The following is a 14,184-nucleotide window of genomic DNA, read 5'->3' as shown; positions in this document are numbered from 1 at the left end:
AGATATGTCTAGATAATACCTAACTTAAGTACTACGATCGACAAGTGGCATCAAACCTTAATACACTCGCCCGATCGAGGTTGAGGCTCTCAATCCTCGATCGGCTTAAGTCGAACTTAAGTGAGTTAACTCAGGTACTGCATTCACCCCATGGATCGATTTTAGCCAGATGCGGTTGGATTAGATTTGCGTTCGAGTTGGCAATACTCCACTGCTGGCATCAATATATAACCCATTTGAGGGTGAAAATCGATCGCCAGCGCAGTCCAACCGATTTACCGTTTGGGTTTAGAGCTGTAGTCTTTCTCGGTATCGGTAACGCGCCAACTGAGTTTTAAGTTAAACCAAAAATTCCAAAACGTGACTACGGCGATCGCGATTAATTTAGCGATATATTCATTAATATTAAATACATTAAACAGAACATTGACAATTAAGGTATTGATAATTAAGCCGGACAGACAGATCAGGTTGAATTTGATAAATCTGCGGAACCGTTTGCGGTTACCTTCTTGACCGCGACTCAGATCGCCAAATGTCCAGACATCATTCCACAAGAAATTATTGAGAATAGCTACTTCTGAAGACAAAATCGTGCTGCGAGTTAAGCCAATGCCTAACAGAGTTCTCAATACATAAAAGACGCCCAAATCGACAAACACGCCGCTAAATCCCACCACGCCAAAGCGGAGAAAGCGCGTCACAGGCCATAGTGAAAACCGCAATCTCACTAAATGCTGGATATACTCTACATACTGTTTCCAGGTAACTTTACTCGCACCCGCAACCCGTTCCCGAAATACATATCCGGTTTCAGCAATCCACCGAATTTGGCCTCTGGCGGCGACTTCAATTAAGATTTTGTAACCGACAGGACTGAGTGGTTTATTCGCGATCGCACTGCGACGTACCATAAAATATCCGCTCATCGGGTCGGAAAGACGACCGATCACTTCTGGTAAGATGGCTAGTCCCAGCATTTGTGCGCCGCGCGACAAAAATCGCCGCACGATACTCCATTCGCTGACGCCACCGCCTTCGACGTTGCGACTGGCGACAGATAATTCGGCACCTTTGACGATCTCACCCCAGAGTTGTAACAGAATTTCTGGCGGGTGTTGCAAGTCGGCATCGATGACGCCTAAGACTTCGCCGCGTGCGGCTTGCCAACCGCGAATTACTGCCGTTGAGAGTCCGCGCTCGGTGGTGCGGCGCATGACTTGCAGTTGGGGATAAGTGGGGATGAGTTCGCAGGCTAGTTCCCAAGTGCGATCGGGACTATCATCATCGACGACAATCAGTTCGTATTCGTCAGGAATGATGCGATCGAGTAATCCACTTAAAATAGTAACTATTTCTTTGATATTTTGTCCTTCATTAAAGGTCGGAATTATTAAAGAAAATTTCAGCGGATTGTCGAGGGCAGATGTTACATTCTCTCGATCGCTAATTACTAATGCGCCAGTGGGAACTGCCAATAGAATATTTTGGTTACTGTCGCTCATGAGGATTTTTTACTGATAGGTGTACCGTTCCCAATTAAGTAATCAATTGGTCGCTCGTCAGGGCTTTGAATTAGATAATTATAGAGATATTTCTTGTCAAATGGTTGCAATCCCGAACGAGTCTGTTGTTTTAATTCAAACTGTCGATCGCCGATCGTCAGCGGTTCAGTGCGGCGAGTCAATTTACCACTTTTGGTTTCTAGAAAAATTACCTTAGTACTTTCAAGCTCGCGATTTATTTCATCATCACTGATGACAGGTATCGCAGCACTAACGCGAAATAAATTACGATCGGACAATATTTTTTCTTGCCAATCTGATTGTAAGCGATATGCTTTCGGTTTTAATTGCCAACTCGTGGGAAACTGATAGATATTGTCTAGTACCTGCGGCAATTCCCACTCTAGTCCTTTAATTTGTTTGGGATCTGAAACACCTCTCGATGGTCGAAACGGCATTGGTTGTCGGGTATCGCGCAACCCACTAGGTTCGACAAAGATCGTCGTTCCTTCGGTGAGATCGGGACACAGACGCACCACATCGCTCCAAAACCCTCTTTGATGTTGCCACATTAACTGGTAGTCTTGTTGAACTCTGAGTCCAAAGCCAACTAATAAAGCAAAGAAGCCTGCTAATCCCCAAACTGCCAACCGCTTGCGATCGTACTTGCTAGCTGTCACTAAAATAGCCGAACAGATACAAGCCGACAAGATTGAAGTGCCAATAATTGCCGCTACATGAACTCGCGTAGTTCTACCGCTAATGGCAAATCCATAACTAGTCATGGCTAGCGGATAAGCCAGCATGAGGGCGACTAGTCCAGTTATAATTGGTTTGCCATATGGCTCGAACGCTTCAGGTATTTTTAAAAACCGTTTCGAGCGGACTAGCGCGTGCAAGCTAAATACTTTGTGCAGTGATTCTACTTTTAAGTAGGCAAATAAACCTGCGCAACCGATGAAAGCTAGAAGACAGAATGGCCAAAGTTCTGTGTTGAATTTAAATAATGTTTCTAGCGGTCGGTAGACTAGCATTGCCAAGCTAGTAATCGACCCAACTATGGGGTTGAGTACTAACAAAACGATCGATTGCAAACCAAACTGCGACACTTGACCTTCGCCGACAATTTTACGTACTATTAGCGTCAGGATAATAATACTAGTTAAAATCAGTGCGTGTCTGACTAACTCTTTAGGTAATTTTGAATCCCATTTTTTATTAAATAACGGAGCGGCAAAGAACACTGTAAAGACAGGCTCGTAGGCTATTAAAGATAAAAATACGATGGGATAAGCTAGTTTTATCCTTCCTGAAGTGTAGCAATGAAGCGCGATTAATAGAAAAGTTAATGAGGGCTGGATGCCTAATGAATGAGTAAGATAATCTCTGGTAGTGTCGGCGGGAAAGAGACAGAAGGTTAAGGCTCCAGTAACGGCAAAAACTCGATTATTATATATTTTATTTAGCAACAAATAGAATAGGCAAGCATTTGCCGAAACGATCGCCGCACCGATCGCATAGGCATACTGTAATCCCCCAAGTTTAATGCCCAAAAAAGAAAACAGGAAAATAAAACCATCGTGAAACGGACGACCTTGACCGCTGGTTTCAAAAACAACTTTATTGAATATTTCCGACCAACTCAGTCCGATAATATTAGGAATTCTATTCCAATCATCTTCATACAGTCCGAAACTAGCAGAGTGCCAAAAATTTGCGACCCAAACAATCGATGCCAATAGGGGAAATATGGCTATTTCTGGTATGGTCAGGGCTTTAGTATTCAGCCGATCTTGTCTTAAACTCATTTATTAAATACCTAATATACATATTAATTTTCGCATCCACAAAAGTTTAGAGCGTTAAGCTGCCGATCGATCCTAGCTTAACGCTCATAATTTTCCACCTATTTTATTTGGATAATATTAAATAACGATCGTAGATATCGATTTTTGATAAGGTTGATATTTAGGTAGATTTTTAGATTAAAAAACTGTTTTAGTATTATAGCCGATCGATTTTTCCTGACGATCGGCTAATTATCTTAACTTAATTTCAGACAAATAGCGGAGCATGTGAAGTTAATTACAGCAAAATATCGTGTATAAAATATCTCCTCAACCGAGAGCGATAAATTGTGACCGCGATCGCTGACAATATATTATCGATCTAAATAACATTCTCCACATTTATAGACAGATGCCATATTTTTAGTTATTAAATTTTGTCAACTTGCCTAGCATTGTCGTCGCACCATCTGTCTCGATAAACTTTGTATCTGATTGAGATCGATCGGCGATAGTTTCGCCAAGTTTAGTCATGTAATCAGTCCAAGGTACTTCAGTTTCTTCTTCAACGCTAAAGTATTCTTGGCTGGCGGAAAAATAATCTTCAGTTTCATATTTTTGAATGACACCGTTGACAATTAAGCCCAGCACATTACATTGCGACATTTTGAATTTTTCCTGGACGGCTTTAGCATCCTTGGCATTAATTACCCCAGGTCTAGACACTAATAACACGCCATCAGTAATCTGACCGATAGTTAGTGCGTCGCTAGCGACTAAAATTGGTGGGACATCGATAATTACAAAATCGTAGAATTTTGAAACTTCTTGAATGAGCGATTTCATGTGTTTGGATTCAAGAACGGATAGCGGATTTGATGGTTTACCTCCAGCAGTCAATACATCTAAATTTTCCATCACCGTCCAGGAGATTTGTTGAAATTTAGATTTCCGCTCTATGAGTTCGCTCAAACCTTTTTTGAGTGGTAACTTCCAGAAACGGTGCTGATAAGGAACGCGCATATCGGCATCGATTAACAACACTTTTTGTCCCATTCCGGCAATCGCTGCGGCTAAATTAGCTGCTACTTTAGATTTACCTTCATTCGCAACACTACTAGTAATTGCAATTGTTTTTAACGGTTTATCCGCACCTAAAAATCGTAGATTGGATTGAATCGTGCGGGACATTTCGCTAGTTATCGATTGAGGTGTATCTCTAACTGCAATTTCTAGAGTTGTTTGTTCTGGGGTAGTCGCACGAGCGCGATTCTTTTTCCGCTGAGTTGCTGGAATCATTCCTAGCAAAGTATATCCAAACACCTTATCGATCTCTTTGACAGTTTTGAGGGATCCATCTCTGAGTTCTAGATAAGCAATTGCACTAGTACCAAATAAAGCACCCACCAAACCACCCAAAATTCCTATGATTAGTTTTGGCCCTGGATCTGGTTTCTCCGGAACGGCAGCACTCGAAATAATCCGAGCATTCGACGTACTCTTGTTTCTAGCTACTTGGAGTTCTTGCAGCTTTTTTAATAAAGATTGATAAGTAGATTGAGAGACTTCTAGTTTGCGTTCTAATTGACGTTGAGTCTGTACCAACTTAGGGATGACGCTAACTCTTTTTTCGTAAGCAGCACGAGAACTCTGGAGGGAATTTAGTTTGTTAACTAAGCCAGTTTGTTGTACTTGCGATCGCAGTAACTCGGTAATCAGATTCTGTTTGAGGTCGCCAATTTTTAGCAATCCTTGGGGAATTTGTGCTTGACTCCCGATCGTATTGCGAATTTGTTGTGATAATAGTGTTTTCAGTTTTGATTGCTTTTCTTTGAGACTGACAATAATTGGATTGTCATCAGAAAAGCGACTACTTTCAGTTGCCAACTGTCTATCTACATCTTGAAGCTGAGTGAGAATGCCCTGAATTGCGGGCGACTGGCTAATTGCGCTAACTGCTAAAGCGTCTTGAGAATTTAAATTAACTTTTTTGTATAATTCTTGACTTTGAGCGTTGGCCTGTTCTAGTTCCGATCGAACGGCATTAATGTTATTGTCTAAGTTGCCAATCACGCTCACAGCAGATTTAGCTTCTTCTGAGAGATCGACAATATTATTTTGCTGTTTAAAGCTCCGTACCGCGCTTTCTGCGGCATTTACAGCAGCTAAAGTTTTTGGCATCTGCTGCTCTATAAATTGTCGAGCAGTCTCCGCCTCCAATTGGCTGGCCTGAATATCATTTTCTAAATAAACATTCATCAATGTATTAACTATATTGGCGGCATCTTTAGGATTGCGACCTTTAAAGCTAACTTGTAATATATCCGCTCCGCCGACAATTTTGGTTGTCAATCCAGAATGGAGATCGCTTGCTGCGATTAATTTGCCGCGATCGTTTTTAAGTTTGAGGCGATCGGCTGTTTTTTGTAATAATGGTCGCGAGGCAATTACTTCCATCTGAGTGGTGATGGGATTTTGAGTCGATACCAATGACTTGAGATCGCCGGACTCACTTCCTTCCATACTGTTAGGAATTAGATTCGGCCCAATTACCCTAAATGTAGAATTCTTAAATAACAACCTTCCTTCTGCTTGATAGGATGGTTTTAACAAAGAGGTTGCCGCAATACTCAGCGCAACTGTCGCAGCAAAAATACTAACAGCAGGAATCCAGTGCCGTTTTACTGCGAATAAATAATGACTCAAGTTTAAGTCAATTGATTCTTGAGATTCCATAAATTCTGCATGTATAATTTTTTATTATATCTAGAGCTTCTAGAGATTAAATCCGCCAAAACACTTGCTACACAGCTCATCAAACTAGAATAGATTGCAATCTATTTATACAATAGACGATCTAGTTGCTATCATTTTCATACTTGCGAGTCAGCGATCGCGATCGCACTTCAGTCAAATTTAGGCAATTAGTCTCAATAAATTTGAATGTAAAGAGCGACGATCGATTATCGAAATACGAACGGGGAGAGGTAATTATCAATTCTCAATTATCAATTCTCGGAGATCGGATTAATTGCCTGAAAAACAAAAAAATAAAGCGAGGATTTTGCTTAAAATAACGTTTCCACAACCGTCTTGGTTCCATTAGCAGCCGAAATAGCCACTCTAAACCGATTTTCTGCATCCAGAGCGGGGCGTGCTTGACGCGCCCCGAATGAAAATTAAAGGCTGCCCCTACTCCCAGCATCACTGCGGGAATTCGATCTTGGTGTGCCGCCATCCAGATTTCTTGGCGCGGACAACCAATCCCCACAAATAGAATTTGCGCGCCTGAGGCGACGATTTGGGCGGTGTAGGCGGCATCTTCTGCGGGTGTGAGTTCGCGAAAAGGTGGTGAAATCTGACAGGCAATCTCGATTCCCGGAAATCGATCGACCAAAACATTAGTAAAATCGATTAGGCTCTCAGGAGTACCCCCATACAGCGCAATCGGTAACTGATGGCGTGCGGCGGCTTCACAAACTGTTAAAGTGAGATTTGGGCCGCAAACTCTGGTGGCATCTTGAATCCCCAGCGCGCGCAAACCCCAGACTAACGGCATTCCATCTGGGGTGACTAAATCGGCACGATTGACTACTTCCGCAAATTCTGGGTTGTCATATGTTTCCATTGCCATGTGGACGTTTGCGGCACAAATCCGCTTGCCGACTTTCCGTCGCGCCCAAGTTACAATCCGGTTGGTGGCATCTTCATAGTTAGTCGCATCGACGCGCATACCGATAATATAACGATGTGCTAGTGTTACTTCCTCAGACTGTAATTCCATGTTGTTTCAATCTTCGTCGTATTCGCGATCGCTAGGATGTCGATAGCTACTGAGATCGGATGAGTGTTTATCATCGCGAGATCGTCTCATCCCGAACTTGTTCGGTAGCGACGACTTCATTATGTTTCAACAATACAATAAAGTTTTTATACATTAAATCGGCCAAAATACTGACAATATAGCTGGCGTATTTACGATCGATCGTTGACGATCGTATATTCAATCCCATTAATTTGGTGGGCAGTATCGGTAAAAGAACTATAGTAACTGCCGATTAATTTTCGGCATTTTGACAAGCAATAAAGATCGATAACGGCATCTTTAATTGCTTCAGGATCGTGACGAGCCAGCGATTTTTTGGGATAAGTAATAATGCGACCTGGAAAAGTTTGATTTAAATACTCTTCTTCTGATGGTGAGTCTGTGGCTACAAAAAATCGGACGTTGCTATCTTGACGAACTTCTGTCTGCATTAACTCCACAAATTCTGTGGTCGGACTAGCGGCTAAAGATTGTCGATTGTCAGTCCGGCGGATATGAACGCCAATGACATTCTCGAAGCCTTTGGTATAATCGTCGATGATGTTTTGTAATTGCCGAACTGGCACAAAATCGGCAAACGGACGAGCGGCATCGTAAAATGCATGAAAGGTCGTGATATAAGCTCGTTTATTGGCAGTCATCGCTGCAAAATCGCAACCTTGATAGTCGCAATTTTTATAGCCTTCCATGCGATCGTATGTCAAAACTACATCGAACGATCTGACAATATACCTTAAATATAAATCCTGAAAAACTCCACCAATTTTTGTGCGATAAAATTTCTCGATCGCTTTATTTAACCAGCCGCTCGTATTTGGTTGACCGATCTTATCGATGCTAGCAGGAAGCTCGAACAAATCCTCAAACCGACAATTTAAGAGGTCGTTCATCGGCCAAATAACATGTACGGAGCTATGATTTTCTTTCGCCACAGCGATTGCTGAATCGATCGCTCGTAGCCGATTACACAAGCCACCGATCGGTTTGATACATATGACTGAAGATTGATGACGCTCTGGCATTTTTTCGCGATTGTGATGATGTGATAAGTCTAGAGAATCGATATATTTCAATCAAGCTGAAGCTACGATCGAGATTCATAGTCTGCCGAAGATCGGGCGATCGATAGGAATCAGTTTGTTGTCATAGATTGAGAATCATATTTTAGATCGGTAATGACCAATTGTTGATGAGATCGTACTAGCGTTTGGGAGCGCGATCGAAAGCACGGGCGATCGCATTCCAGGCGAGTTTGGGTTTGTAGTTGCGATCGAAAGGTAGCGGACGTAACGCTGCTTTATCGGCGCGCGGACTTTTGCCTGCAAGCCAAGTATAGCGATCGCTCAAGCCCCAAGTAGTTACCGAAACAACGGCCTTTTGGGCTAAAACAACCGATAGATAATCTTCATAAACTCCGGCAATAATGCGATCGCGCCGATCGATATCCTGCGGTAACTTATTATCGACAACGTCCAGCTCGGTAATCATAATTTTTAGACCTAAGCTTGCTACATTTTTGAGAAACTCTCTATATTTAGCAACATTAAAAGTCTCGCGATCGCCATATAAATGCGATTGGATACCTAGTGCATAAATTGGCGTACCTTTCGATTTGAGCCGCTGCAATAAATTTAAGATTGCCTCGCGTTTGTTGTCATATCCAGGCTCGTCATATTCTACGCCAAAATCGTTATAAACTAATTTAGCGCGCGGATCGGCTTTTGCTGCCACTCGAAAAGCTAAATCGATATAATCTACCCCCAAAAACTTCAGCCACGGAGTATTTCTGAGTCCATCGGGACGTTTATCGCCCACGTCGATGCCTTCATTAACCACATCCCACGCGTGCATTTCGCCAGCATAACGTCGGACGATCGTCTCTACATGGTTGGTTAAAATTTGCTTGGCATTACTACTATTCAGCGTTGCTTTTAACCAGTCTGGTAAAAATTCATGCCAGACGAGCGGAGTGCCTCGCATCTGGATATTATTAGTGCGTGCAAACTTGACAAAGTAGTCGGAACTAGTAAAGTCAAAACTGGTTGGATTGGGACGATGCGTAAACCAAAAAGTCCCCACCGCCATCATCGCACATTCGCGAATAAACTGAGACTGCAACTGACGATCGAGTGCAAATGCTCGATCGTCAGCTTCTGGAAAAGCCCCATAAATTAGTCCCTTGGCTTTTGCCCGTTGTTGCAAAGACTTCTTCCCAACAACTGTGAATTTTCGGGACTGGCTGCGGGCAAGTTTATTCCCCTCATTTTTGAAGGGATAAATTAAATAACTCAGCACCTGGAGTTTACTTAAAAATAAAATTGTTATAGCAGTTGCCGAACTAATTCCTACTATTAAAAATTGTCTTTTAGACAACAACCGATTCCAAGAGAACTTAACCACGATCGCTCTGCTTTAGTTATAAACAATCAACCAAAAGATTCAATGCTCTCATTCCCATCTGGCAGCGCAGGTTTAAACCTTTTTAAGCCAGTATATTGGAGCAACACATTCCACACATAAATAGGATTGAGAATCAGATACCTTTGCCAGAGGCGTTTTGGTTCTTGAATCAGCCGATACAGCCATTCTAGACTGGCATCCTGCATGATTTTTGGGGCTTGAGAGAGGTTGCCAGCAAAGAAATCAAAAGCAGCCCCAACAGCCAAGATCGGCATATTTACTAGCTCTCGATATTCATAAGCCCAGACCTCTTGGCGCGGACAGCCTAAGCCCAAGAACACCGCATCGGCACCAGATGCTTTAATCCGGTTGGCTACTTCCAATCGCTCGGCTTCATTCAAGCGTCGGAATTTGGAAGGCTCTTGGCCGACAATTTGTAACTGGGGAAACTGCCGTTTTAAATTGACAACCAAATCGGCCAATACTTCCGGTTTGCTGCCGTATAAATAGAGCTTTAATCCCCGCTGGGCAAAAGCCTCGGCCACTTTGAGCGTGAGATTGGGGCCATATACGCGATCGGGTAATTTTTGGCCGTGGATGAGTTTTAGTGCCATCCGCACTGGCTGTCCGTCCGGAACGACCAAATCCAGTCCATTCAGACGTCGTAAATGGATCGCATCCATAAATCCAGTCATCACGCCATGTACGGCTAAAGCACTCACCGCAAACGGTTGTTTTTGTTCGGCAGCAGCGACAATTGCCGCGACTGCGTATTCATAATCTACTGCGTGTACGTTTACTCCTAAGATGGAGTGTTTGCCTTTATTAATCACGATTTAATCTATTTATTAAAATTTAAATTAGGGAGTTGGGTTTCGCTTCGCTCTACCCAACCTACAAATCTACGATCTATATTTAATTCCATTTCTCGATGTTTTTGTCGTGAATCTCTTGCAAGATTTGGGGAACATCGTACTTAATCGACCAATTGGGATAAGCTTGTTTGAACTTAGACAAATCGCTAATATACCAAATGTGATCGCCGCTGCGATTGTCATCTTTGTAAGAATAGTTAAATTCCTTACCAGTAATTTTTTGGCACAATTCGATCGCCTCTAACATCGAGCAGTTACTTTCGCGACCGCCACCAATGTTATAAATTTGCCCGCTGCCAGGAGCTTGATAAAACTCATAAAAGGCGGCAATTAAGTCGGAAGAATGAATATTATCCCGAACTTGTTTGCCTTTATATCCAAAAATTGTATAGGGTTTGCCCGTAACCGCACACTTCATTAAATAAGCCAAGAAGCCGTGTAGCTGCGTGCCAGAATGGCTCGGCCCAGTCAGACAACCACCTCGGAAGGAAACGGTTTTCATGTCGAAATAACGACCGTATTCTTGTACCAAAACATCGGCAGCAACTTTAGATGCGCCAAACAGCGAGTGTTTGCTATTATCGATGCTCATGTCCTCCGCAATACCTGAATAGTAGCGATGAGATGAGTCTATTTCCCAACGTTTGTCTAGTTCTACTAACGGTAGCGAATTTGGTAAATCGCCATAGACTTTATTTGTCGATGTAAAAATAAACGGACTATCCGGGCAGATTTCGCGAGTTGCTTGTAACAAGTTGAGCGTACCATTGGCATTCACAGAAAAATCTGAAAATGGATCGCTAGCAGCCCAATCGTGAGAAGGTTGAGCGGCAGTGTGAATGACTAATGAGATGTCCTTACCAAAACGTTCAAAAATGCTCTTAATCTTGTCATAATCGCGGATATCGACATCGAAATGTTGATAATTTGTGTGTTCTGCTTCTAGTCGTTTGCGATTCCAGGTGGTGGAAGCTTCTTCACCAAAGAAGAATTTACGCATATCGTTATCGATGCCGACGACATCCATGCCGAGACCGCAAAAAAATCTTGTTGCTTCCGAACCAATTAAACCTGCCGAACCCGTGATAATTACTACACTCATGTTATTACTAAATTTTTATGATTATGTGCGATCGAATTTAAATGAGTAACAGCTTATTTTTCGATCGAGTCCAGACTAACTTCCGCCAAAAAGCACGCTACCGCTTGAGGCGTATGCTCAGAGATCGTGGCGGCTGCCGCCTTGCCCATCGTTGAGATTAGTTCCGGTCGATCGATCGCTTTACGCATCCGATCGGCCATGGCTGCGGGATCGTGGGGATCGCAGATCCAACCATTTTCGCCATCGACGATTGCTTCGGACGAGCCAGCCCACTTGGAGCCGATAACGGGTTTGCCAAAAGCCATCGCTTCTAGCGTCACCATCCCCCAGATATCCTCTAGCGATGGAAATACAAATACATCCGCCTGTTGAAAGTATCCTCCCAATTGCCGATAGTCGATCCAGCCCAACCACTGGACGCAATCGTCAAGATTGTGACTGCGGCAATAGGCTTGGAGTTCTTCTTGTTGGGGGCCGCGTCCCGCGATCGCCAGTGAGAACTGACAACCTTGTTGCCGCAAGATATGACAGGCTTGCAGGAGCAGATGGACTCCTTTGCGTTCTTCGAGCCGACCGACATACAGGAAAATTGGCGACGGTGGATTCAGAGGGATGACGGCTGTCGAGGCCAAGCGACCCGATAAAGTTTTGGTGTCGGGAACTAGATAGGGTCTGACCGTAATGAGATCGGGATCGATACCCAAATACTCGCAAAAATACGCTTTGCCAGCTTCGGTATTAGTAATAAATCGATCGACAAACCGCGCGACGATCCGCCGTATCCATTGACGCGACGGGGAGTCGCGAAAGTCTACATTTGGCGAGCTGCCATCCCATGCTAGGACGATCCGCCACCGACCGATCGGTTTGAATATTACCGCCAGCATCGTCCACATTGAAAATGCTGAGGCAATAATTACCTGCGGCTTAAAGGCCAACAACCGTCCGATAATCCCGAACGATAACATCAAATAACCGCCGCTGTAGTCAGTTTTTTCTTGAGAATCCGTTACCCTGACAGCCGTTCCCACGACTTCGACAGTGGCATTTTCGGGATCTGCCGGATCGAACCCCGCCCAGGGACGACCCGTGTATAACATCACTTGCTGCAAAATCTCGGCCAACTCTTTGAGTACTGGTTGCCAGTATGCGCCCAATTCTACGGTCGGAAATAGCAGAGCAATTCGTAAAGAGTCGGTACTAATTGCCCGATCGGGCGGCTTGTTAATTGTAGTTTGTGATTCTAGCATCGATAAATTAATTGATAATTGATAATTATGATTTTAGATATGGTAACAGCAAGATAATTCGATTATAAAAATTAAAATCATACTTAGAAACTGTCAATAAAAATGTTTTATATTTTGGCAATCGATTTTAGTTCGGCGATCGCATTAGTCATCATATCGGTACCGAAATGAGTTGCTAGTAGCTGTCGATCGATCGCGGGGATGACTCGATCTGTGGATAAAAATTCGATCGCGGCATCGGCAAATGCCACTGGGTCGTCAGCAATTCTAAAATATTCTTTAACTGCCATCGGCAATCCAGAGACACCTTCGCTCGTAGAGACGATCGATTTGCCAAATTGTAACATCTCGATCGATTTAATTTTGACACCACTACCTGTCAAGATCGGATTGATGAGAACTTTGCCCGACTGATAAGTATCGCTAGCAGAGACGGGGCTGACGATGAGAGATACTCCAGCAGTACCGCAAATCTCGACGATGCGATCGACAGGCTTGAATCCGGCGATCGCGACTGTTACGGTCGGTAATCGTTCGCGAATAATTGGCAATACATCGCTCAAAAACCAAATTACGCCTGCGACATTATTTTCGGTATTTAAGTTACCTAAAAATACCAGATCGTAAGTAGATTTAAGTTCTGGATTGCCTGTACTCGTGTCTGATGGCGGGCTGCCTACAAACTCACAGATTGGCGGTAGCAATCGACCATTAGTAAAATTGAGTTGCTGCCAAAACTTAAGATCGTCGGCAGAAATATCATAAAACAAGGCACTATTTGCTAAAATCTCTTTCTCGTATCGTTCTAAGTGCAGCAGCGATAAATATTTTTTAATTCGATCTTTAATGCCGATCGCTGCATTAAATAATTTTTTAACATAGAGATGTTCGATATTATGCGATCGGGTCACTAGCGGTACATTTAAATCTCTACTCAAGATGGTCGCGATCGCACCGCCATGAAGACCATCTAAAAAAATTAGATCGGGACTAAATTCCTGAACTTGTTGTCGGAGATCGGCTAATTTTTGTCCCTTGATCCGTCTCGATGAAGTTCCCAGGGGATAAGTTAATAAATCGGTAGCTCGGCGCAACCGCGAGAGCGAAGTTTGCTCGATTTCTAGCGCATGTACTTGTCTGGCATGTTTATGAATTTCTGCTAGTTCTTCAGCCAGTGGTGGGGTGCCAAACCACCAACAGATTATTTGCAGTTCGACTCCTCGATCTGCAAAAGCTTTAATTCTTCGCCACATATCGATGCGACTGCCATGAATTGCGGGATAGGGAATTTCTTGACAAATCAAAGTTATTTTCATATTGATAAATTTATCTTTATATAGCCAGCCTAAATTATTTTCAAATTTACTAGTGCTTATGGACTGCATAATTTTTAACCGCAGAGGCGCAGAGGGCGCAGAGTAAAGAAGATAAGATAGTTT

At 43.2% G+C, this 14,184-nt stretch carries 10 protein-coding genes; all 10 read right to left on the bottom strand.

What is annotated here, in order from left to right; translation table 11 throughout:
- Positions 1-275 precede the first annotated feature (275 nt).
- Positions 276-1,505 (bottom strand): glycosyltransferase, encoded by a 1,230-nt coding sequence (locus tag C7B77_RS01845; RefSeq protein ID WP_106299748.1) that lies wholly within the window; start codon positions 1,503-1,505, stop codon positions 276-278.
- Positions 1,502-3,313, bottom strand: a complete 1,812-nt coding sequence (locus C7B77_RS01840) for a hypothetical protein (RefSeq protein ID WP_106299746.1) — start codon at positions 3,311-3,313, stop codon at positions 1,502-1,504. The genes C7B77_RS01845 and C7B77_RS01840 overlap by 4 nt, the downstream gene beginning before the upstream one ends.
- A 402-nt stretch (positions 3,314-3,715) precedes the next feature.
- Positions 3,716-6,028, bottom strand: coding sequence for a GumC family protein (locus C7B77_RS01835; protein ID WP_106299744.1), 2,313 nt, complete (start codon positions 6,026-6,028; stop codon positions 3,716-3,718).
- A gap of 265 nt (positions 6,029-6,293) precedes the next feature.
- Positions 6,294-7,076, bottom strand: a complete 783-nt coding sequence (locus tag C7B77_RS01830) for a WecB/TagA/CpsF family glycosyltransferase (protein ID WP_106299742.1) — start codon at positions 7,074-7,076, stop codon at positions 6,294-6,296.
- 191 nt (positions 7,077-7,267) lie between these two features.
- A complete protein-coding gene (locus C7B77_RS01825; RefSeq protein ID WP_146138142.1) occupies positions 7,268-8,140 on the bottom strand; it encodes an O-fucosyltransferase family protein in 873 nt (290 codons plus the stop codon).
- A gap of 178 nt (positions 8,141-8,318) precedes the next feature.
- Entirely contained in the window at positions 8,319-9,413 is a 1,095-nt protein-coding gene (locus C7B77_RS01820) for an endo-1,4-beta-xylanase (protein ID WP_245893996.1), read from the bottom strand.
- Between the two features lie 131 nt (positions 9,414-9,544).
- On the bottom strand, positions 9,545-10,351 hold the full coding sequence (locus C7B77_RS01815) for a WecB/TagA/CpsF family glycosyltransferase (protein WP_106299736.1): 807 nt from the start codon (positions 10,349-10,351) through the stop codon (positions 9,545-9,547).
- An 82-nt stretch (positions 10,352-10,433) separates the two neighbouring features.
- Entirely contained in the window at positions 10,434-11,495 is a 1,062-nt protein-coding gene (locus C7B77_RS01810) for an NAD-dependent epimerase/dehydratase family protein (protein WP_106299734.1), read from the bottom strand.
- A 53-nt stretch (positions 11,496-11,548) separates the two neighbouring features.
- A complete protein-coding gene (locus C7B77_RS01805) occupies positions 11,549-12,745 on the bottom strand; it encodes a glycosyltransferase family 4 protein (RefSeq protein WP_106299732.1) in 1,197 nt (398 codons plus the stop codon).
- 107 nt (positions 12,746-12,852) lie between these two features.
- Positions 12,853-14,130, bottom strand: a complete 1,278-nt coding sequence (locus C7B77_RS01800; protein ID WP_219891957.1) for a glycosyltransferase — start codon at positions 14,128-14,130, stop codon at positions 12,853-12,855.
- Positions 14,131-14,184: the final 54 nt, after the last annotated feature.

This window comes from Chamaesiphon polymorphus CCALA 037, assembly GCF_003003845.1.
Classification (GTDB): Bacteria; Cyanobacteriota; Cyanobacteriia; order Cyanobacteriales; family Chamaesiphonaceae; genus Chamaesiphon; species Chamaesiphon polymorphus.
The sequence above is the reverse complement of the archived record's forward strand: the minus strand, read 5'-3'. Positions and strand labels throughout refer to the sequence as shown.